The sequence below is a fragment of the Lamprocystis purpurea DSM 4197 genome (assembly GCF_000379525.1).
In the GTDB taxonomy this organism is placed as follows: Bacteria; Pseudomonadota; Gammaproteobacteria; order Chromatiales; family Chromatiaceae; genus Thiodictyon; species Thiodictyon purpureum.
The window spans coordinates 1-21,082 of record NZ_KB902553.1 but is presented as its reverse complement, the minus strand read 5'-3'; the positions used below and the strand labels follow the sequence as shown (position 1 = coordinate 21,082).

Here is a 21,082-nt window from a genome sequence, read left to right as displayed (position 1 = left end):
CGTGTGGTCTCCTGCGTGCGGTCATTTGGGTTTGGGTTCCAGACCATCGAGCAGGTCGAGTTGTTGCCGTCGGACCTCAGGGGTCGGTTGCCGCTCCAGCCGATCGATCTCCTCGCGAAAGGCAGCGACATCCTCGAACTTGCGATAGACCGAGGCGAAGCGGACATAGGCGACCTGATCGAGCCCGCGCAGTTCATCCATCACCAGCTCGCCGATCCGCCGCGACGGCACCTCGGACTCACCGCTCGACATCAGCCGCCGCTGAATCCGCGCCTGGGCGGCATCGATCTGCTCGGTGCCCACCGGGCGTTTCTCCAGCGCACGCATGATACCCGAGCGCAGTTTACGCCCGTCGAAGGGCACGCGGCTGCCGTCACGCTTCACCACACGCGGCAGATTGAGTTCGGCCGCCTCATAGGTGGTGAACCGCTCCTTGCACACCTCGCACTTACGGCGGCGACGGACCTGATCGCCCTCGCCGGCCAGGCGCGAGTCGACGACCTTGGTATCCTCGGCGCCACAAAAAGGACAGCGCATCCCGTCAAGCCCCCGGTCGGCCGCCGCCAATCGCCATCGGGAAACGGACCCTGATGATCACCGCTGGTAGACCGGCAGCCGCCGACACAGGTCCAGCACCCGCGCCTTGGCGGCCGCGATCACGGCCGGATCGCCGCGCCCGTCGATGACGTCGCACATCCAATCCGCCAGGTCGCGGGCCTCCGCCAGGCCGCAGCCGCGCGTGGTCATGGCCGGAGTACCGACCCGGATACCGCTGGTGACAAAGGGTGACTGGGGGTCGTTCGGCACCGCGTTCTTGTTGACCGTGATATTGGCGGCGCCGAGCCAGGCGTCCACGTCCTTACCCGTCAGCCCCTGATGGATGAAGCTGACCAGAAACAGGTGATCGTCGGTACCGCCGGACACCACGTCGTAGCCGCGGGCGAGAAAGACCTCCGCCATGGTCTGCGCATTCAGCACCACCTGGCGCTGGTAGTCCTTGAAGCCCGGCTCCAGGGCTTCCTTGAAAGCCACCGCCTTGGCGGCGATCACATGCATCAGCGGGCCGCCCTGGGTGCCGGGGAAGACCAGCGAAGACAGCTTCTTCTCGATCTCCGGGTTGGACTTCGCCAGGATCAGGCCGCCGCGCGGGCCGCGCAGGGTCTTGTGCGTGGTGGTCGTGGTCACGTCCGCGATCTGCACCGGACTCGGGTAGACCCCGGCCGCCACCAGACCGGCCACATGCGCCATATCGACGAACAGATAAGCACCGACGGCATCGGCAATGGCACGGAAGCGCGCCCAGTCGACCACCCGCGAATAGGCGGAGAAGCCGGCGATCACCATGCGCGGCTTGTGCTCCTGGGCCAGACGCTCGACCTCGGCGTAGTCGATCTCGCCGGTCGCGGGGTCCAGACCGTACTGCACCGCGTGGTAGAGCTTGCCGGAAAAGTTGGGCTTGGCGCCGTGGGTCAGGTGTCCGCCATGCGCCAGGCTCATGCCAAGAACGGTGTCACCCGCCTGGCACAGGGCCATGAACACGGCGGCATTGGCCTGGGAGCCGGAATGGGGCTGGACGTTGGCATAGGCGGCACCGAAGAGTTGCTTGGCCCGGTCGATGGCCAACTGCTCGGCGATATCCACGAACTCGCAGCCGCCGTAATAGCGCTTGCCCGGATAGCCCTCGGCATACTTGTTGGTCATGACGCCGCCCTGCGCCTCCAGAACCCGCGGACTCACATAGTTCTCGGAGGCAATCAGCTCGATATGCTCCTCCTGACGGCGCTCCTCGCCCTCGATCGCCGCCCAGAGTTCCGGGTCGTAGTCGCGAATCGTCATGGATTGGTCAAACATAGGAGGTCTCCCGGCAGGAAAAGCCGTCTAGTTTAGTCTGTTCCAGGCGGGTGCGCTTGAGTTCCGCGCGACTTGATCCGCCGCATCGCAGCCCATCCCCGCCTGGCGCAGGATTGTTCGATTCGTCCCGCCGCGGGGGATCTCGAGTCGGCGCTGCCGCCCATCAGGAGACATGGTAGCAATCCCGCCGAACCGAAGGCGTTGACCAACGTCAGGCGGCTGCCCCTTGACACGACAGCCGCTGCCGGAATATGCAGTATTGCTCTATTTTAGTCAGCCTTGTCATATAAAATGACCGGATTGACGCTTCCAGCCAATCAGCCAACCAGGTTCCTCCAGCCCATGACCGAGACGATTCATCACAGCGACCACCACGCGAACGTCGACCCCGGCGAGATCGGCAAGTTCGAGGCGCTGGCCTCCCGCTGGTGGGACCCGCAGAGCGAGTTCAAGACCCTGCACGACATCAACCCGCTGCGGCTGGAGTACATCGAGCGGACCGGTACCCTGGCGCAGCGCGCGGTGGTGGACGTTGGCTGCGGCGGCGGACTGCTCTCCGAGGGCATGGCCGCGCGCGGCGCTCAGGTGCTGGGAATCGACATGGGCGCCATGCCCTTGCGGGTGGCTGAACTGCATACCCTGGAGACCGGCGTGGCGGTCGACTACCGACGCATCCCGGTGGAAGCACTGGCGGCGGAACGACCCGCAAGCTTCGACCTCGTCACCTGCATGGAGTTGCTGGAACATGTCCCCAACCCGGCCTCCGTGGTCAGCGCCTGCGCGCGCCTGGTGCGTCCCGGCGGTCACGTCGTGTTTTCAACCCTGAACCGCAACCCCAAGTCCTACCTGTTCGCCATCCTCGGCGCCGAATACCTGCTCGGCATGTTGCCCAAGGGCACCCATGACTTCGCCCGCTTCGTCCGGCCGGCCGAACTGGCCCGGTGGATACGCGCCGCGGGTTTGCGTGCCGCCGATATCACCGGAATGACTTACAACCCACTGACGCGCGCCTATCGGCTCACCCCCGATGATGTGGACGTGAATTATCTGGTGACCTGTGTGCGCGACGCCGATGACTGAGACCAGCCCCGGACAGCGCGGCGCGGCGCGCGGAACCCCACCCTGATGCCGGGCGACTGGGGCTTCCCCAACCCCGCCACGCCGCCGGGTTCGTCCACCTATTACAGCCTGCGCCTCGCCCCGACCAGCCGGCGGGACGGGCTCGCCGCGTTGTACGGTTGGCGCTATCAGGTGCAGGCGGTGCTGGATCAGGTCACGGATACCGCGGTCGCCGCGGCGAAACTGCGCTGGTGGCAGGACGAGTTGGCGCGCACCGTCGCCGGGACGGGAAGCCACCCCTTAAGCCGGCAACTGGGCCAGGTCATCGACCAGCGCGGACTGCCGACCGAGCCCTTCCTGGCGATGACCCGCGGGGCCGCGGCCATCATCGAACGCCGCCGGCCGCGCGATCCGGACGCCCTGACCGCCGCGGCTGCGCAGGATTTGGGAGCACTTTTCGAACTCCTGACCCGTGCCGCGGGCGACCCGGGGCCGGCGCAGATCGATCGCGCACGCCGGCTCGGCGCCTACACCACCCTGGTCTATCAGATCCGCGACTGCGGCCGGCTGCTGCGCCGCGGACGCGACGAATTCGTATCGACACAGCAACTCGACGCACTCGGACTCAACCCCGGCGACCTGGCGCGGCCGACACAGCGGCATCACCTGCCGCCTATCCTGTCCGCACTGGCGGATCATGCGCGCCGGCTGCGCGGCGAGCGTCGGGAGCCGGATGGACTGTCGACGCCGATCCGCATCCGGGTGCGCCTTGCGGACCTGCTGCTCGATGAACTCGCGGCCGGCGCGTTCGACCTCGCCGACCAACGGATCGCACTCACCCCGCTACGCAAGCTCTGGCATGCCTGGCGCGAAAGCCGGCAACCGCCACACCGCTCACCGAACACCATCGAGAACCCGCACCCATGGAACTAGCACCCATTCCCCTGAAGCAACCCCTGCACGGCCGGATGATCCTGGTGACCGGCGCGGCCGAGGGCGTCGGACGCGCCGTCGCCTTGGCCGCCGCGGCCAAGGGTGCGACCCTGGTCCTGTGCGACCACCCCGATGCCGACCTCGCCGCCGTCTATGACCAGATCGAGGCCGCCGGCGGGGCCGAGCCCGCCATCCTGCCGCTGAACCTGGATACGACCAACGAGAAGGGCTGCCGCACCGCGGCCGATCTGGTGGGCGACTGCTGTGGGCGACTCGACGCACTGATCCACTGCGCGGCCTTCGCGCCCTACCTCGCCCGCATCGACGACTACGACAGCGGCGAGTGGGAGCGCGTGCTGCGCGTCAACCTCACCGCACCCTTCCTGCTCACCCAGGCCTGCCTGCCATTGTTGCGCGCGTCGGCGGACGCGGTGGTGATCTTCACCTCCGACCGGGTGGGACGCACGGGCCTGGCCTATTGGGGCGCCTTCGCGGCGGCCAAGTTCGGCATCGAGGGCTTGGCGCAGGTACTGGCGGACGAGACCCGCGACAGCAGCCACATCCGCGTCGCCTGTCTCGATCCGGGGATCGTCCGCACGGGCCTGCGCGCCCGCCTTTACCCCGGCGAGGACCCGTTCACCCTTCCCGCACCCGAGAGCGTTGCCCCGCGCTACCTGGAGCTGCTGACCGGCAGCGTGCTCAGCCGCTCTTGAAGCCGACCGTTTGGTGGCTGCCGTCACAAAAGGGCTTATTCTTCGAAGCCCCGCACCGGCACAGGGCAGCCTCCGTCCCCTCCCAGGCGGCGCGTCCGCTGGCGGCACGGATGCTCAGGTTGCCTTTGACCAGCAGTGGCCCGTCCACCAGCGGCTTGATCGTCAGCGGGCCGCCCAAGGCCGTGAGCGGTGTCCCCCGCTCCCCGACTGACCCGAAGTCCTCGAACCCAGCCTTGAGGTGGCTGTTGTCGCAGAAGGGCTTGTTGGTGGATAGACCGCAACGGCAGAGCGCGGCGCGGAACCGGACTCCCGGCATATCCGCGGGCGCCCCTTCGATCTCCAGCTCGCCGCGGGCGTACAACGGACCGTTGTAGGCGACCGTCACCGTGTTCTCCCCCGGGGCGACCTCGGGCCTGTCGTCATGGTCGTGGTAGGACAGGGCCCCACTGGGACAACGCTCGATGATCTCGCGCACCTCCGCCTTGCTGCACTGGTCCGGAATGCACCAGGGCTCACGGCCGCCGACGAACAAGGTACCGGCCGCGTTGCCGCACTCCCCGATATGGATGCACAGACGTTCGTCCCAGTGAACATCGATCGCGGCACCTGGATACTCAACTAAAGTGCTCCGGCTCTCGTCTTGCTGATTCTCGTCTTGCTCGCTCATCTGGCTGACCTCTGTGCTGGCTTTGACTCACGTACCGGCAGAACGGTAGACTCCGCGCGCATCAGTTTCAAGCGCCAGGAGCATCCTTGAGGGTCGGCAGAGCCAAACCTCGATCAGACGTCATGCAAGCAACCGCAAACCTCAACATCGCGGCGTTCGACACGATGCCCGCACCGGAGGAGATCCTGCGCCGCGTTCCCATCACGGATCGGGCCACGACCACCGTGCTGTCCGGCCGTGCCACGCTGGAAGCCATTCTCGATCGACGCGATCCGCGCCGGTTCGTGGTGGTCGGCCCCTGCTCGATGCATGACCCGGTCGCCGGCCTGGACTACGCGCACCGGCTGCGCGGGCTCGCCGATGAAGTCGCCGACGTACTGGTGCTGGTCATGCGCGTCTATTTCGAGAAACCCCGCACCACCACCGGCTGGAAGGGCTTCATCAATGATCCGTTCCTGAATGATACCTTTCATATCGCGGACGGCATGCAAATGGCGCGGGATTTCTTATTGGCCGTCAATGAACTGGGACTGCCCGCCGCGACCGAGGCGCTCGACCCGATCGCACCGCAGTATCTGGGTGATCTCATCGCCTGGACGGCGATCGGTGCACGGACCGCTGAATCGCAGACGCATCGCGAAATGTCCTCGGGATTATCGACGCCGGTCGGTTTCAAGAACGGCACCGACGGCAGCATCGACACGGCCATCAATGCCATCCTCTCGGCGGCGCAGCCCCACAGCTTTCTGGGCATCAACGCCCTGGGTCAATCCTGTGTCGTGCGAACCCGCGGCAACCGATACGGCCATCTGGTCCTGCGGGGTGGCGACAGTCGTCCGAACTACGACACCGTCAGCGTTGCCATGGCGGAGCAGGCTTTGCTCAAAGCCCAACTGCCCGCCAATCTCGTGATCGATTGTTCTCACGCGAACAGCCATAAGCGGCCTGAATTGCAGCCGCTGGTCATGCAGGATGTCATCAATCAGATTCGCGCCGGGAATCACTCGATCCTGGGCATGATGGTCGAAAGCTTCATCGAAGCCGGTAACCAGCCGATTCCCGCCGATCCGGCACGGCTGAAGTACGGCTGCTCGGTCACCGACGCCTGTATCTCCTGGCCAACCACCGAGCACATGATTCGGGAAGGCGCCGCCGCATTGCGCATACGTGACCGCGCGCGATGACAACAGCCCGTCACCGCCTGACGTCGCCCAGGTAACGGCCAAACCCCTGTGACTCAAGCCACGGCTCCCTGCTGCGACGCCAACCCTGATCCGCGGACGCTCCGGGGGTGCTGCATCGGCTTGAGCGTCGCAACCTGTCTGCTGTTCTCCGGCGCGACGACGGCAGCCGACAGCTTCTGGAGCACCATTCAACTGCATGGGTTCGCCGCCCAGAGCGTCATCAAGACGAGTGACAACCGGTTCTTTGGCGACAGCCCCGACACCTCATTCGACTCGACCGAGATCGGCGTCAACGCATCGGTTCGACTCGATCCGAAAGTTCTGGTCGCCGGGCAAGTGCTGGCCCGACGTGCCGGCGACATGTACGACGGCACCCCATCGCTCGACTATGCACTGACCGACATCGCACTGATCGCCTCCCCCGAGCGCATCCTCGGGATTCGCCTCGGACGCGTCAAGAACCCGCTCGGACTCTACAATGAGACGCGCGACGTCCCATTCACACGCCCCGGCATCTTTCTCCCCCAGGTGATCTATTACGACAAGGTGCGCAACATCGTGCTCTCCTCTGACGGCGCCGCCGTCTATGGATCCCTGTACAACGATCTGGGGGAGTTTTCAGTAACGCTCGTCGGCGGCTGGCCAGTGCTCGATGACAACGTCCAGTGGACTTACCTCGGCGGGGACTTCCCCGGCACACTCAGACCAAACGGCTCGGTATGGACCGGCAGCCTCTGGTACGCGACGGTCACCGAGCAGTTGCGGTTCGGATTGAGCGGCGCACTCGCGTCCCTGCGCTACGCCCCCCACCAGAACGACATCCTCGGCCCGGGACAGACCGATATTGTTTACGGAATCGCTTCCTTGCAATATAGTGCACGGCGCTTCACGCTGTCCGCTGAATACGGGCTGGAGCCGGTGAGATGGCGGCGCTATGGGCCATTGCTGCCGCGACAGAAAGTCACCTCCGAAGGTTATTATTTGCAAGGCACCTATCGGATCCGTTCGAATCTCGAGCTCATGGCGTGCTACGAAGAGGGTGTCGCCGATAGTGACGATCGCGACGGCAGTGAGTTCGCCGGAGTGACCGGCGGACTGGTTCCAGCACACGCCATGTTTTCAAAGATCGCCACTGTCGGCCTGCGGTGGGATCCCACCCCCAACCTCATGCTGCGCGCCCAGTACCAATGGAACCAGGGCACCCTCGTGCTTTCCCAGCTGGAGAATCCGGACTTCCCGCGACAGCGTGAATACTGGACGCTGCTGGCACTGCAAGTCGCGTTTCGCTTCTGAGGTCGCAACGGGGTGACTCATCGAATCGCCAGCAACCCGATCCATTGGCCGCAATGGGTCGCCGCACTTGCCATCATCGCCATGGTCCTGGCGTTCACTCCCAGGTGGGCGCCGGCACAGGAAATCATTGCGAATTCCGGTTTGCCCAAGACCGCGATCACCCGCAACGAGGCCCGGCTGTTCTTCTCGATGAAACTCGGCATTTGGCCGAACGGGGCGCCGGTTCAGGTCTACGTCCTGCCTGACGATCACCCGCTGCATCGTGAGTTCTGCACCCGGGTGCTCGGTCTGTACCCTTACCAACTTCGTCGTGTCTGGGATCGCCAGGTCTTCTCCGGCACCGGTCAATCACCCGTCACGATTTCGAGCGAAGCGGAACTGATCGAACGCACCGCGGCTTCGCCGGGCGCGGTGAGTTACGCGGCGAAGCCCCCGGACAACCCGGGTGTCCGTGTGCTGCCCGTTAAGTAACGGGTCAAGGATGTTTCGTTTGTTGGTCAACCGCTCCTATGGCGGTTGAATCAAACCGGTTCCGGCGGTTTGCGCAGCACTACATTGTAGGCGTTGCCGCAGACCTCTTCCGCGACTATCGCAAGGCCGGACGCAATCAACTTCTCGCGGATTTCGGCGTGATGATAAGGCGTATAGAGGATGCCTTTGCGCATTCCCCACTGGTTGATTTGCTCGGCGATCCGGCGCAGTAACCGCGGACCGCGCGGATACAGGAGGACATTCGCTGCCAGCGTGCCGCCGGGCTTGAGAACGCGAACGACCTCCGCCAGTGCGCCGTCGAGGTCGGAAAAACAGTGCATGGCGTTGGCGATGTTCGCGCTATCGAAACTGGCATCCGCGAAGTCGAGCGACGATACATCCGCGTGCAGCAGTGCCATGTCGGGCTTGCCGGAGAAGCGTTGCCGCGCACCGACGAGCATCGGCTCCGCGTAGTCAAAGCCGACGATCTGCACCCGCGGCAGTCCTTTCCAGCGCCTCCAGCGCAGGATGATATCGAGCAAGCTGCCGCTGCCGATGGCCACTTCAAGGTGATATGCGCCGATATTGCGTCCGAACAGACGCACTTGCCGGCCGAGCGTGCTCCGGTAGGCAAAGGTCAAGATGAAAAGTCCGCGGATGTCGTACCACCAAGGCGGCGACGAATAGGCTCCGGCGATCGTGTCGCGGGAGTGATCTGACGTGGGCGCTGACCGGACCATCGTGGCAATGACCTGTGTTTAGTAGCGAGTCAAGAACAAGTTAAACACCATCGCTGTCGTAAGGAACCGTTCACCAATAAGTGAAACAAGTCCATTAGGTAACGTCTTTGTCGTCGTTGTCGTTGTCGTTGTCGAAATCGAGTTGATGGGTAATGTTGCAATTTACGGGTCCGCGAAGAGGACGGGAATCGCTAATCCTTCGATTTTTCGATCGTTTCCGGTCAAAGTTGCGGGTCTTCGCCTACAGATTGCAGAACTACCCAATCGCTTATCCGACTACGACTACGACTACGACAACGACAACGACAACGGCAACGGCAACGGCAACGCCTTATTCGTTGTTTAACTTATTTCTGACTCGTTGCTAACGCAGCAGACGCAATGCTGACGCGAGCACGAGTCGCTGCAGCGGATTGGCGTTACCCCAAGGCCGCCAGGTCTTCGCGTAGCGGTTGCGATAGGGGTCGAACTGTTGCCCCCAAGGCGCCGCCAGTACCTTGCCCCGGCACAGCAGAATCTTGAGCACCTGAGTCGCCGCCATGCCCGCGCAGATCTCACAGGCCATGGGCGTCGAAGGCCCCCGCTGACGCGCGAAATCGACCGCTTGCGGATAGACCAGGTAACGCAGTTGCAACATCGCCGGCGAAAGGCCGACAAGAAATCGAACCAACTGCTCGTGCTCAGTCCGGCCTTGCAGGCGAAAATACGTCTCAAAGGTCATCTTTCCAGGCAGAAAAACCAGCATCGCGGCGCCCATGCCGAGTGGCGCCGCGGTCACCGAGGGGATGGCGCGTTCCGCACAGGCGGCGAAGACCGCTCGCCGCGCCGCGACGGCGAAATAGTCCAACCCATCGAGATAGAGATCGGCATCATGCAGGAACGCCCTCACGTTACCCCCGTCGATCTCCGTGTCGAAGGTCCGCAGATCGAGATCGGGATTGATGTCACGCGCCATCCGGGCGAGCACCTCGACCTTGCGCTGACCGCAGGTGCTCACATAGGCGCCGGCCTGACGATTGAGATTGACCACTTCAAAGATGTCGGGATCAGCAATGGTGAAGCGCTCGACCCCAAGACGCGTGAGAGTCAATAGATGGCTGCCGCCAACGCCGCCAAGTCCGGCAATCGCGACCCGTTTCGTTCGCAGCACCCGCTGCTCATCAGGCGTCAGCCAGCCGACGTTACGTGAGAACGCCTCGGTAAAGTGGTCAGTTGTGGTCGACATGCCGGGACGCGGTACCAGTATCATGCTATTCAAAGCGGCCAGCAAGCTGTTAGCCAACCGCCTCTCCACCTGAACATAGCCCCGCATTGCTGCAAGTCAGAGGCAGATCCTCGACGTCTGGTTGCTGCGGCGATTCTTGTATACTCTCCGCGATCCAATCGTAGAGCTGACGGAACTCCTGATCCAGGGCCAGCACGAAGGCATCGGTATCGATACAATAAACTGCCCTTATCCCATGATAGTCCACATCGTGACCGACGCGATCAAAACTGATCCCGAAGCGCCTCAATAAGCGCGGCAAGAACGGCTCCATGAGCGCGAACACATACGGACGGTTGAACTGCTCTGCCATCACCGCGGCCCCAAACATCAGGCCGACTGATATCAGCGGGAAGGTACGCCGCTCCGAATCCGAAAGATCCCATGCCAAGGCCTCGCCAAAGCGGGTGAGCGCCTCGCCGGAACGGCGGCGAAAAACCCCATCGACAGCGAAACGCGAGGCCTCGCACATGCGCTCGCGGGGCGCCCGGAAAACGCTATGCTTGACCTCATCGACACTCTCGCTACAAAACCGCTCGTAAGGCATCAAGTGGAAGGCGGTTCCGATGGATGCCGGACAGATCCGCACGCAGCCGGCAGCCAATCCTGATCCATTATGGGTGATCAGACAGTGCGTCGCGGTTTCATCGAACGCGTCCAACTCCATTCCGTTTGGGAAGCGCTCCGGGGGCTCGTACCCAAACTCTTCACAATAGACCCGATAGCGTATTCGGAAAGTCTCCTCAAGGTCGGCCGCGGTCATCGCCAAGCTGATCGTGAAATAGCGCTGGAGATCTTCAAGTGGATACTGTGATTCCTTGAACATCGCGCCGCGCCCCGCTTACCTATCGATACCGATGCCTGCCGTGGGCCGACACTCAGGGCTGCCTGACAACTCCGAACAGTTTAAACCCGAGCGAGGAAAGATCCACCACTCCACGGTTCGTTTTAGCCATGTTATCAAGCTCCAACGCAAGTAAATATTTAAAGAACAGGTACCCCTGATCCGGATGGTCATCCAGGTAAATCATCAGCATAGCTCCGTTGATCTGGAGGACGCCGCCGTCGGTCAAGGCGCGAACCGTCGCGATACTCTCATAGCCGCCAATCAGGGACGACTCGCCGAAGACATCCCCGGCCGACAACTCCGCAATCGTGATCTCCAGTGCCGACTGGTTCGAACGCTCCGCCCGCCCCAACACGGCCAGTCGGCCGCGCTCGACAATGAACAACGACTGACCCAAGCGCCCCTCGGTGGTCAGACTCTCACCGGCCGTGAACTTGCGCCGGACCCAAGCAGAACCCTCACAGAGACGCGGACTGCGCAGCAGATCTTGCACGAATTGGAGAAACATGGTGGCGCTCGACTCCAAACGTCCTGTTCCCGCCGGCACGAGCCATACCCGAGTCGCGGGCACTTTTCAACGCCGGCCGCCTGTGGAACTGAGCCCGGTACCCCGTCGCTGTCTTGATGCCGACGGGGAAGAACCGGCGAGTCCACTCACGTCGGCTGAGCATAAACCTACCAGGCAAAGGGAATCAATCGCCGTCGCAGCGGCCGTCGCCGCCGGCCTCAACGCAGACTGCCGAAATCCGCGAGGCCGAGCACTTGCAGAAGGCCGCCGGCGACGTTCGCCCCGAGACGTTCAGCGAAGCTCTCGAGCAGATCCTTCTTTTTCGTATAGTCGACCAGGGTCTCGGCGCCGATCAGTTCCCGCGCGACATAGCTGGAATTCCCCAGGCCGTCCGCCAACCCCAATGTCAGCGCCTGCTCGCCGCTCCAGAAGAGCCCGCTGAAGATCTCCTCCCCCCCTTGCAAGCGATCACCGCGTCCGGTCTTGACGGCGGCGATAAATTGCCGGTGCAGATCGTCCAACACCGTCTGTATGAACGCCCGCTGCGACTCGGGGAGTGGGGAGAACGGATCGAGGATACCCTTATTGGCCCCGGCAGTGAGCAGGCGCCGCTCGACCCCAAAGTCCTTCATGGCATCGACGAAACCGAAACCGTCGATGCGCACGCCAATAGAACCGACCAGGCTCGCCTTGTCCACGTAGATCTGATCCGCCGCCGCGGCGATGTAATAGCCGCCGGAGGCGCACAGATCCACGGCCACGGCGTAGACCGGCATCTCCTTCTCATTGTCTTTCTTGTATTTTTCCTTGAGTCTGTGAATTTCGTCGGCGATGTACCCGGACTGTACCGGACTGCCGCCGGGACTGTTGATCCGGATGATGACGCCCTTGACATGGTCCGCCTCGAAGGCTTCGCGTAACGCCGTGATCACGCGGTCGGCACTCGCCGCCGTCTCGGCGGAGATGACCCCCTTGACCTGGATCAGGGCCGTATGATCTTCACCGGTCTTGAGGCCCTCCCACGCATTACGCGCCAGGGCGGCCCCCAAAATCCCAATCAAATAGAGCAGAATCAGAATCTTGAAGATATAGCTCCAACGTCTGCCGCGGCGCTGGTCGCGCAGATGCTCCAAGGCCATCCGATTGATCAAAGACCGCTCCCAGTCCGGGTCACCGGGCGCCGGCATCGGCGCGTCGTCGCGTTTCCAGAATCGCCAATTCATCGCTGGTCCTCTCTATGATGCACGGGAAATGATGCGAAAGGGTTACGGCGAACGCCGTGCCGGCTTCCGGGTCGATGACGTTTGCCGGACGTAGGGGCGGGTTTCAAACCCGCCCCTACACCAAGGCCATGTTTGGCTATCAGGTGCGAAGGCTCCGGTCCGCAGCGTGCGAACGCGTCGCCAACCAGTCCGGGATGGCGGCGAGCGACTGCACACACGCCAGCGGCCCGCACGCCAGCAAGCGCTCCGGCGTATGAACTCCGTAGCAGACGGCCAAGGCACCGACGCGGGCATTTGCAGCCATGTGCAGGTCGTATTCGGTGTCGCCGATCATCAGGGTCTGCGCTGGTTCCACGTCCAACGCGTCCATCAGCTCCAGGAGCATTAGTGGATCCGGCTTGGAGGCGGTTTCGTCAGCACAGCGGGTAGCCTGGAAAAAGCCGGCAAGCCCAGTCTCCGCCAACGACAGGTCGAGTCCGCGCCGGCTCTTGCCGGTCGCGACGGCAAGCAAATAGCCTTGCGCCCGCAACCGTTCGAGGGTCTCGCGCGCACCCGGAAACAAGGCCGTGGGGGTCTGGTCGGCAAACAGGAAGCGCTGCCGGTAATGCCCTGCCACCAGCCGCCGCTGCGCGGCGTCGGCCGCCGGCCACAGCCGCGCCATGGCCTCATCCAACCCCAGACCGATGATGTCCGCGGCCGCGGCACGGGTGGGCGGCGGCTGGCCCGCATCCGCAAAGGCCGCTAACAGACAGTTGACGATCCGCGCCTGCGAGTCCATCAATGTCCCATCCCAATCAAAACAGAGTAATGCGAAACTCATCAACCGGTCACCTCGACAGTTGCCGCGGCGGCGAGACGCACGAGCACCTGCTCCAACTCCGCCGGGAGGGGTGCGTCCACGCGGAGCTGCTGCTCCATATAGGACGCACGAAAGCTCAGGTTCCCCGCGTGCAGAAAGAGCCGATCGAGCCCCACGGCCTTGAGGCGCCGATTGGCCTCGAAGTCACCGTACTTGGGATCACCCGCCAGGGGCGCCCCCAGATGGGCCGCGTGGACACGGATCTGATGGGTGCGTCCGGTGAGCAGGCGCGCCTCGACCAGGGTCACCACCCCGCGCCCGGTGACTTCACTGAGCGGACCGTTGCAGACAAAGCGGCGTAACCGCTTGAATAGGGTTCGGGCCGGCTTGCCGGCGACCCGGTCGACTTTCACCACCCGCTCGCCGCCCGACTGCCCGTGCTTGGCCAAGGGCGCATCGACGGTGACCGTCTGGCTGGGCAGATCTCCCAAGATCAATGCAAGGTAGCGCTTTTCCACGTCACCGTCGCGCAACAACTGGTGCAGGTCACGTAAGGTGCTGCGGCGCTTGCTGACCAGCAGGCAGCCCGAAGTGTCGCGATCCAGCCGGTGGACCAACTCCAACTCGGCGCCCGGACGCAGCTGGCGCAGGTTCTCGATGAGGCCGTAGCTCAAGCCGCTGCCGCCGTGCACGGCGAGCCCGGCGGGCTTGTCGATGACCAGCAGCCGCTCATCTTCGAACAGGACCGCCGCGGCCAGGCGGGCCAATGAGCGCTCAGGCGCCCGCACCGGCTGGGTCGGCGCGGACATCCGCAGCGGCGGGAGACGCACGAGATCACCAGCCTGCAACCGGTAGTCGGCTTTGACCCGGCCCTTATTGACACGCACCTCGCCACGCCGCAGGACCCGGTAGAGGTGACTGCGCGGGACACCCTTCAGGTGGCGGACCAGGAAGTTATCGATGCGTTGCCCGACCGACTCTGAGTCGACACGGACCAGGGCGACGGCCGGGCCGCGATCATCCGCGGTCGCGAGGGGTAAGGCGGGGGTTGGAGGGGTCTGAGTCAACGGGGGTTGCATCCGGCCTTGCGGCTCAATTGCTGCCATAGATATTCACTGTTAGTATTCGGGCCTTGCGCAGGCGAGCGAAAGACTCAAGAACTTGCCGCAAGCGACGCGTGCATTCCGGAGGCTCGACGGCCTTGGGTGATACGACGCGATGGTTGGTTCCGACCGGCAGTTAAAGTGACTTGGCTGCCGTCTGTACCGAGGCCGGGCCAGCCCGGCGAGACACTGAAATTGGTCGGCGAAGCGCTTGGGCGAGCTGCGGCACGTCCCAGGGGTTCGGTCAGGTCGGGGGGATTCTACACCCGGACCGCCGTGCCCGCCCGCGGCCCCTGACCGGTGCCCTCGCCACTGAACGAATCCGGGACGCCGCCGCCACTGGCGCGTCCCAAGAGACGCGGGCGACTTCAACAACTTGCCCGTAACCCTAAGAAACGGATGTGCATGTCCGTCCCGGTCCGGCCCGCGCTCAGTGCGCCCGCCCCAGGGACACCGAGCCGCGATGGCGGTGCCGCCCCACCTGCGGCGGCACCCACGCGGTACGTCCGGCAGCGGGCCAAGTCCGCGCCGCGGACGGTGTTGACGACGGACCATGCGCCCTGTGCGAGAAGGAACAACATGAAAAGAATGCTGATCAACGCGACTCAGCCGGAAGAGTTGCGCGTAGCGACGGTCGACGGCCAGGTCCTCTACAACCTCGATATCGAATCGCCTGGCCGCGAGCAGAAAAAAGCGAATATTTACAAGGGCACCATCACCCGCGTCGAACCCAGCCTGGAGGCTGCCTTCGTCGACTACGGCGCGGAACGTCACGGCTTTCTGCCCCTGAAGGAAATCTCGCGGATCTACTTCGAGGCGGACAGCGCCAAGCCCGGCAGCCGCATCAACATCAAAGAGGTCCTCAAAGAAGGGCGCGAGGTGGTGGTGCAGATCGACAAGGAAGAGCGCGGCAACAAGGGTGCCGCGCTCACCACCTTCGTCTCGCTCGCCGGCCGCTACCTGGTGCTCATGCCCAATAACCCACGGGCCGGCGGGGTCTCCCGCCGGATTGAAGGCCAGGACCGCAGTGAACTGCGTGATGTCATGAGTCAGCTTCAGATCCCCGAGGACATGGGGCTGATCGTGCGCACCGCGGGGGTGGGCAAGAACACCGAGGAGCTCCAGTGGGATCTGGATTACCTGCTCCAGCTCTGGCGGGCGATCGAAACCTCCGCCGCGGGGCGTAAGGCGCCCTTCCTGATCTACCAGGAGAGCGACGTCATCATCCGCTCCATCCGCGACTACCTGCGGGTGGACATCGGCGAGATCGTGATCGACGACCGGGCGGTCTACGAACGGGCCGAAGCCTTCATGCGCCAGGTGATGCCCGGCAACCTGAAGAAACTGCGGATTTACCAGGACGAGGTCCCGCTCTTCACCCGCTATCAGATCGAAAGCCAGATCGAGACCGCGTTCCAGCGCGAGGTGCGCCTGCCGTCCGGCGGCTCCATCGTCTTCGACCACGGCGAGGCCCTGACCTCCGTCGATATCAACTCCTCGCGCGCCACCAAGGGCGCGGACATCGAGGAGACGGCGCTCAATACCAACCTGGAGGCCGCGGACGAAATCGCCCGGCAATTGCGCCTGCGCGACTTGGGCGGACTCTTCGTCATCGATTTCATCGACATGACCCCGCCGAAGAACCAGCGGGCGGTGGAAGATCGGCTGCGCGATGCCCTCAAACACGACCGCGCCCGCGTCCAGGTGGCGCGCATTTCGCGCTTCGGGCTGCTGGAAATGTCACGTCAACGCCTGCGCCCATCGCTGGGAGACTCCACCACCAGCGAGTGCCCGCGCTGCCATGGCCAGGGCAAGATCCGCGGGGTCGAGTCGCTCGCGCTGTCGATCCTGCGCATCATCGAAGAGGAGGCGATGAAAGACAGCACCGAGCGCATCATCGCCCACCTGCCGGTCAGCGTCGCCACCTTCCTGCTCAACGAGAAGCGGCGGGCGATCCTGGACCTGGAAGCGCGCCAGGACGTCCAGGTCATGCTCCTGCCCAACGCGCAGATCGAGACCCCGGACTACCAGATCGAGCGTGTCCGAACCCAGGATTTGGCCAAACAGCCGGATGATCGCCCCAGCTTCGAGTTGGTCGCGCCCACCCAGACGGTCGCCAGCCCCTATGCGCGGCATAGCGAACCGGTGCGCGGCGAGGAGCCGGCGGTCAAGCAGGTCACCCCCTCCTGCCCCATGCCGACGCGCGAGCCCCCACCGGACGCGGACGAGCGGCCCTATCCACCCCGCGGCCCCGAGCGCGTCGCCGAGCGGCCCGCCGAACGGCACCCGGATTTCCGGACCGGCACGGAGGCGGAGCGCCCGCCCCAAGAGAACCTGCTCAAACGCATCTGGACCGGGCTGTTCGCGCCGCGCGGCGTAGAGCCCGCCGAACCCCCCTACGAACGGGACCCGTCGGCCGATCAGCAGGGCCCGCGAGCCGAGCGGCCACATCAGGCCGGCCAGCGGCGGCCGGACGCGGGACAGCGCCCACGCGGGGACGACACGCGACGCGACCCACGCGACAGCCGGCGTCCACCGGGGGCCGTGAACCCCGGTCGCGGCGAGGCGGAACGCCAACGCACCAGCGGTCGTAACCCCGAGCGCGCGGGCGATCGACCGGCTGACCGACCCAACGATCGACCCACCGACCGACCGGGTGATCGCCCCACTGACCGATCGACGGAGCGGTCCAGCGAACGGAGTGCGGCGCCGAATGGCAACCGGGATACCCAGCGTACCCAGCCCCGTCCGGACGGAAATCGCGCGGATACCGGACGTTCCGATACCGGGCGTACCGAGACGCCGCGTGCGGAGACCGGGCGTGCGGATAGCGCCCGTCCTGAGTCGGCAGACGAGCAGCCGCGCGAACGCCGTGACGGCGACTCGCGCAGCCGCCGCGGGGGTCGCGGTCGCGGTCGACGCGACGAACCCCGGTCCGCCGTCGATGGCGCCCAGGCGGGCGGCTCGCCCGGCGGCCAACGTGATCAGCGCCGGGATCTTCAGGAGCCGACTCAGGAAGGCCAGGGGCTCCCGCCGACCGAGCGGGTCGAGAGTCGGGCAACCCCGATCGAGCGCCCGGAACCGCGCACCATGCCCCACGCCGAACCGCGCTTAGCACCAATCGCCGAGCCGACCAGGACGGCGGAACCACGCGACGAACAGCCGCGTCCGGACAGCCCGGCGCTGGTCATTCCCACGTCGACGGCGGTCGAACCGACCCAACCGCCAATCACGACGCACGCAACGCACCAGACGCCGGCATGGCAACCCGATCAGGCGATCAGCACCGAGACCAGCCCCCCGCGCGATGTCATCGAGCGGCCGGCGGAGTTGGAGACCAGCCACCCGCGCTGGCCCGCTGCCGAAATCGTGCCCGAGCGCAGCGATTGGGATCACTCCCCGGCGGCACCGGCGAGCGACACGCCAACGGTCGAGAGGCCGCTGGCGACGGCCGCGCCGTCCACCGACCGGGCGTCCGGGTCATCGACCTGGTGGCCGACCGATCGCGTACCGAGCGCGGATCCGGTCGTTGCACCGTCGGCTGAGGTCGCGGCCCACGCTGAGCCCGCACCCGACCTTGAGTCCATCAGCCCGGTCGCCGCGCAAGACGCGCCGGTTGCGCCAAGCACAAGTCCGGTGACGGTGATCGCCGGCGAGCCACGGGTTGCGCAGGAGCGCCAGACACGCGACTGGGATCGTCAGCGACCGGTGGATACATCGCCGGAGGCGGCCGGCCAGCCGACGACGCGAACGTCCGCCGGCGCGGCTGACATCGAGCCGGAGGCTTGGGTTGGCTATGACGAGGACGACGACGAGGAGACGGACGATGTCGGCGGCGCCGACTTGATCCAAACCGAGCTGTCCCCGGCGGAACCGCCCCGGACGTCCCGCCGGCGGCGCGGCGGCAGTCGCAATCGGCGCCGTCCGAGCGCCAACGGTGAACGCGCTTCGTCAACGGACGCGTCCGCGCCTGACACCCCTGTGGCAACTGGCGTGGAAAGTGGCGTGGAATACGGCATGGAATCCGGCATGGACGCTGGCGCGGTCATTAGCGGCGGGGCTGGCTGGACCGCGCAACCGGAGTCGGATGGCCCGGCGCCGATGCCTCCAGCCGCGCGGCAGCACATCGACAGTGACCAGGTCGCGCCGGCGGCACCGGCCGCGGCAGTCGCCGCTGCGGTGACCATTCCCGTTCCGGCGCAGGAGCCGCCGCCCGTCGCCCGGGTCGCGCCCCCGATGGACGTCGGCCGCGAGCAACACGCGGACGCCGAGCCGCCGACGGGGCCGCGGACCCACGAGATCAAGGACGACTCGCCCGCTTGAGCGACTGACGTGGTCGCCCACCGTCACCCGACCACCCGCCGGCCCGGCGCCCTGACGTGGGGGCGCCGGCTCCTCGGCGTACTCGTCGTGACCCTGGGCCTGGCGCACGCCGAGCCCTTGCCGGTCGCTATCGACAAGGCGCTGCGGCTCCAGCAGATCGACCAGGCCGATCTGAGCCTGTACCTGCGCGAGGTCACCCAGACGCAACCGCGGATCGCGGTCAACGCGGACACCCCGCGACAACCGGCCTCGACCATCAAGCTTCTGACCAGCATCGCTGCCCTCGGCGTACTGGGGCCCAACTTCCGCTGGCAGACCCGCGCCTGGCTGGATGGTCCACTGGTGAACGGCCGGCTGGCCGGGAACCTGATCATTCAGGGCGGCGGCGACCCCAGCCTGCGCCTGGCCGACCTGTGGCGGTTCCTCCGGGCCTTGCGCGCCCAAGGCCTGCAAACGATCGGCGGCGACCTCATCATCGACAACAGCGCCTTCGACCCACCCGAGACCACCCGCGCGGCCTTCGACGGCAAGGGACAGTCCGCCTACAACGCCCTGCCGGTCGCCTTCAGCATCGACGAGCAACTGACCCAGGTCGAATTGCGGCTGGACCCCAAATCCGCGGCGCTGAGCGCCTGGCTGGAGCCGCCGGTCGCCAATCTGGATCTGCAAAACCAGTTGAAAGTGGTCAAGGCCCCCTGCCAGACCAAGCACCATCGGGTGCATGCCGCACTGACCGGCGAGAGCGCCCCGACCATCATGACACTGACCGGGACCTTCGCCACCGAATGCCGACGTGACAGCGTCGCCGGGCTCCTGCTGGACCCGATGCAGCAGGCGGGCCGTGCCGTCCTGGCGCTGTGGCAGGACCTGGGCGGGAGCCTGGAGGGCGTCCTGCGCGAGGGCGTCCGCCCCAAGGGTGCAACCCTGCTGCATTCAATCGAGTCGCCGGAACTGCCGGTGGTCCTGCGCGATGTCAACAAATGGAGCAACAACCTGATCGCCCGCACCCTGTTCCTGACCATTGGCATGGAGCGCTACGGCCGCCCGGCCACGCTGGAGAAAGGCCGGAACGCAATCAAGGAATGGCTGGAGCAACAGGGTCTGGACTTCCCGGAACTGGTGCTCGACAACGGCAGCGGTCTGTCACGGGACGACCGCATCTCGGCACAAAGCATGGGGCGGCTGCTCGCCTGGGCCTACACCCATCCGGGCATGGCGGAACTGATGGCCTCCCTGCCCATCCTGGGCGTGGACGGCACCCTGCATCGCCGCTTCAAGCGTGAGCCCCTGCGCGCCCAGGGGCACCTCAAGACCGGCACCACCCAAGGCGTCACCGCCCTCGCCGGGTTCCTCGACGATGCCCGCGGCCGGCGCTGGGTGCTGGTCTCGCTGATCAACAACCCGCGGCTGGCCACCTGGCGCGGCAAGGCGGTGGAAGACGCCATCCTGCGCTGGGTCTACGACGAAACCGGCGGCGCCCGGCGCGGCGCCGGGGGCTCGGGTACAGCCGGCACGGCGGCCAGGCTGTCGGAGGAGTTTGGCTATGCCACTCACTGAACAAGAGATTCTCGAACGCGATGCACAGCGCAATATTGGCGAGGAACTGCTGCAAGCCGTTCGCGATATCAAGGCGGGCCGTTATGGCTCGGTCTACGAGGTGGAGCCGAACGAGATTGCGGCAACCCGCCTGCGGTGTGGTTTGTCTCAGGCGCAGTTCGCGGCAGCTCTCCGCATCTCGCCGCGGACATTGCAGCAGTGGGAGCAGGGGCGTCGCAGGCCGTCAGGAGCCGCTGAGACATTATTGAAGATCGTTGCGCGTCACCCGGAAGTTCTGCATGAAATCAGCTGGCTCATGAGGCCAACTGTGTGACGCCACACAGCATTCGGAGAAATTCTATGCAGCATATTTTGATGTTGTGAGCCCATTCATGAATGGCGACATACTGCTGAAGATAGACCTTGTTGACACCACGAAATGGGCGGAGAAAATTGCGCAATCCTGTCCAAAAGCCCTCGCTGGTATTTACATGCACTTCCCGAATGCCGTCTCCGTCATCATCTCTGGCCCAGACGCGCTTGCCGGGCGTATGACACACCGTCACAT

The 21,082-nt window shown here is 65.1% G+C and carries 19 protein-coding genes; 9 read left to right on the top strand and 10 right to left on the bottom strand.

Annotation, left to right across the window (positions count from 1 at the left end):
* Window positions 1-21: 21 nt before the first annotated feature.
* Together nrdR and glyA are read right to left on the bottom strand one after the other, a co-directional pair.
* Window positions 22-537, bottom strand: a complete 516-nt coding sequence (gene nrdR, locus A39O_RS0128365) for a transcriptional regulator NrdR (protein WP_026199811.1) — start codon at window positions 535-537, stop codon at window positions 22-24.
* Window positions 538-594: 57 nt separating this feature from the next.
* Entirely contained in the window at window positions 595-1,851 is a 1,257-nt protein-coding gene (gene glyA, locus A39O_RS0128360) for a serine hydroxymethyltransferase (protein ID WP_020508034.1), read from the bottom strand.
* A gap of 342 nt (window positions 1,852-2,193) precedes the next feature.
* Here glyA and ubiG point away from each other — a divergent pair, with 342 nt between their 5' ends.
* The 3 genes from ubiG to A39O_RS0128345 are packed head-to-tail and all read left to right on the top strand — an operon-like array spanning window position 2,194 to window position 4,556.
* Complete coding sequence (gene ubiG / locus A39O_RS0128355; RefSeq protein ID WP_020508033.1) at window positions 2,194-2,931, top strand: bifunctional 2-polyprenyl-6-hydroxyphenol methylase/3-demethylubiquinol 3-O-methyltransferase UbiG; 738 nt, start codon at window positions 2,194-2,196, stop codon at window positions 2,929-2,931.
* 45 nt (window positions 2,932-2,976) lie between these two features.
* The gene (locus tag A39O_RS0128350) at window positions 2,977-3,843 is read left to right on the top strand and encodes a squalene/phytoene synthase family protein (protein ID WP_020508032.1); all 867 of its coding nucleotides are present in this window, start codon (window positions 2,977-2,979) and stop codon (window positions 3,841-3,843) included.
* On the top strand, window positions 3,834-4,556 hold the full coding sequence (locus A39O_RS0128345; RefSeq protein ID WP_040529001.1) for an SDR family NAD(P)-dependent oxidoreductase: 723 nt from the start codon (window positions 3,834-3,836) through the stop codon (window positions 4,554-4,556). Before A39O_RS0128350 ends, A39O_RS0128345 begins: the two co-directional genes overlap by 10 nt.
* Here the strand turns inward: A39O_RS0128345 and A39O_RS0128340 are convergent.
* A complete protein-coding gene (locus A39O_RS0128340) occupies window positions 4,543-5,223 on the bottom strand; it encodes a CDGSH iron-sulfur domain-containing protein (protein WP_020508030.1) in 681 nt (226 codons plus the stop codon). The genes A39O_RS0128345 and A39O_RS0128340 overlap by 14 nt on opposite strands.
* Before the next feature lie 122 nt (window positions 5,224-5,345).
* On the opposite strand from A39O_RS0128340, the gene A39O_RS0128335 reads away from it, so the two are divergent.
* From A39O_RS0128335 to A39O_RS0128325, 3 genes are all read left to right on the top strand, one after another.
* Window positions 5,346-6,407, top strand: coding sequence for a 3-deoxy-7-phosphoheptulonate synthase (locus A39O_RS0128335; RefSeq protein ID WP_020508029.1), 1,062 nt, complete (start codon window positions 5,346-5,348; stop codon window positions 6,405-6,407).
* 120 nt (window positions 6,408-6,527) lie between these two features.
* Window positions 6,528-7,700: a TonB-dependent receptor gene (locus A39O_RS0128330; RefSeq protein WP_020508028.1), complete on the top strand. Its 1,173-nt coding sequence runs from the start codon at window positions 6,528-6,530 to the stop codon at window positions 7,698-7,700.
* Window positions 7,701-7,712: 12 nt separating this feature from the next.
* Window positions 7,713-8,171, top strand: coding sequence for a hypothetical protein (locus A39O_RS0128325; protein ID WP_020508027.1), 459 nt, complete (start codon window positions 7,713-7,715; stop codon window positions 8,169-8,171).
* A 50-nt stretch (window positions 8,172-8,221) separates the two neighbouring features.
* On the opposite strand, the gene A39O_RS0128320 is transcribed toward A39O_RS0128325, so the two are convergent.
* The 7 genes from A39O_RS0128320 to A39O_RS0128290 form a co-directional block, all read right to left on the bottom strand.
* Window positions 8,222-8,911, bottom strand: a complete 690-nt coding sequence (locus A39O_RS0128320) for a class I SAM-dependent methyltransferase (RefSeq protein WP_020508026.1) — start codon at window positions 8,909-8,911, stop codon at window positions 8,222-8,224.
* A 364-nt stretch (window positions 8,912-9,275) separates the two neighbouring features.
* Window positions 9,276-10,136 carry a ThiF family adenylyltransferase gene (locus A39O_RS0128315; RefSeq protein WP_020508025.1) on the bottom strand — a complete coding sequence of 287 codons (861 nt, stop codon included), beginning with the start codon at window positions 10,134-10,136 and terminating at the stop codon, window positions 9,276-9,278.
* A 49-nt stretch (window positions 10,137-10,185) separates the two neighbouring features.
* Entirely contained in the window at window positions 10,186-11,001 is an 816-nt protein-coding gene (locus A39O_RS35595) for a PEP-CTERM/exosortase system-associated acyltransferase (protein WP_020508024.1), read from the bottom strand.
* A gap of 52 nt (window positions 11,002-11,053) precedes the next feature.
* Window positions 11,054-11,530, bottom strand: coding sequence for a Crp/Fnr family transcriptional regulator (locus A39O_RS35590; protein ID WP_020508023.1), 477 nt, complete (start codon window positions 11,528-11,530; stop codon window positions 11,054-11,056).
* A 218-nt stretch (window positions 11,531-11,748) separates the two neighbouring features.
* Complete coding sequence (locus tag A39O_RS0128300; protein ID WP_020508022.1) at window positions 11,749-12,753, bottom strand: S49 family peptidase; 1,005 nt, start codon at window positions 12,751-12,753, stop codon at window positions 11,749-11,751.
* 139 nt (window positions 12,754-12,892) lie between these two features.
* Window positions 12,893-13,573, bottom strand: coding sequence for an HAD-IA family hydrolase (locus tag A39O_RS0128295; RefSeq protein ID WP_026199809.1), 681 nt, complete (start codon window positions 13,571-13,573; stop codon window positions 12,893-12,895).
* On the bottom strand, window positions 13,573-14,658 hold the full coding sequence (locus tag A39O_RS0128290) for an RluA family pseudouridine synthase (RefSeq protein WP_245562002.1): 1,086 nt from the start codon (window positions 14,656-14,658) through the stop codon (window positions 13,573-13,575). The genes A39O_RS0128295 and A39O_RS0128290 overlap by 1 nt, the downstream gene beginning before the upstream one ends.
* A gap of 576 nt (window positions 14,659-15,234) precedes the next feature.
* Between A39O_RS0128290 and A39O_RS43730 the strand changes: the two genes are divergently transcribed.
* Genes A39O_RS43730 through A39O_RS0128275 form a run of 3 tightly spaced genes read left to right on the top strand, consistent with a single transcriptional unit; the run spans window position 15,235 to window position 20,848 of the window.
* On the top strand, window positions 15,235-18,978 hold the full coding sequence (locus tag A39O_RS43730; RefSeq protein WP_407635665.1) for an Rne/Rng family ribonuclease: 3,744 nt from the start codon (window positions 15,235-15,237) through the stop codon (window positions 18,976-18,978).
* A 9-nt stretch (window positions 18,979-18,987) separates the two neighbouring features.
* Entirely contained in the window at window positions 18,988-20,535 is a 1,548-nt protein-coding gene (gene dacB / locus A39O_RS35580; RefSeq protein ID WP_020508018.1) for a D-alanyl-D-alanine carboxypeptidase/D-alanyl-D-alanine endopeptidase, read from the top strand.
* Window positions 20,522-20,848: a helix-turn-helix domain-containing protein gene (locus A39O_RS0128275; protein ID WP_020508017.1), complete on the top strand. Its 327-nt coding sequence runs from the start codon at window positions 20,522-20,524 to the stop codon at window positions 20,846-20,848. The genes dacB and A39O_RS0128275 overlap by 14 nt, the downstream gene beginning before the upstream one ends.
* Window positions 20,849-21,082: the final 234 nt, after the last annotated feature.